Origin of the sequence: Vibrio sp. 10N.222.55.C6 (assembly GCF_041473395.1) — a bacterium.
Classification (GTDB): Bacteria; Pseudomonadota; Gammaproteobacteria; order Enterobacterales; family Vibrionaceae; genus Vibrio; species Vibrio crassostreae_C.
The window spans coordinates 1-317 of record NZ_JBFRSD010001013.1; the positions used below are offsets into that span (position 1 = coordinate 1).

General features: G+C 36.9%; 1 pseudogene. It reads left to right on the forward strand.

Going from position 1 to position 317, the window contains the following annotated elements:
• A pseudogene (locus AB4486_RS27315) lies at positions 1–179 on the forward strand (class I SAM-dependent methyltransferase); the annotation flags it as partial.
• Between the last annotated feature and the right edge of the window lie 138 nt (positions 180–317).

The window sequence follows — 317 nt, forward strand, 5'->3', positions numbered from 1 at the left end:
GGAATTACGATTACATAATGGCGAGGGAACATGTTAATCCATGTAATAACCTAATTGCCTTTTTAAACTATTACCTTCCTGACAATCAAAACTCGTTTTGGCCGTTGAGCTTTGCACCCCTTATCGACTGTAATTTATTCTTCAATTTTCATGGAATTAAAATTGTTTCTAAGCATTAGAGTAGGAAGAAGCAGTTAGCTTCCTACTCTAATGCTTAATGTTACAGATTGGTAATCGCACCCAATAACATGAAGATCCCCACTAAACCTACAATCGGCATCTTCACGGTTTTCAATAACCACACACCAACAATGATC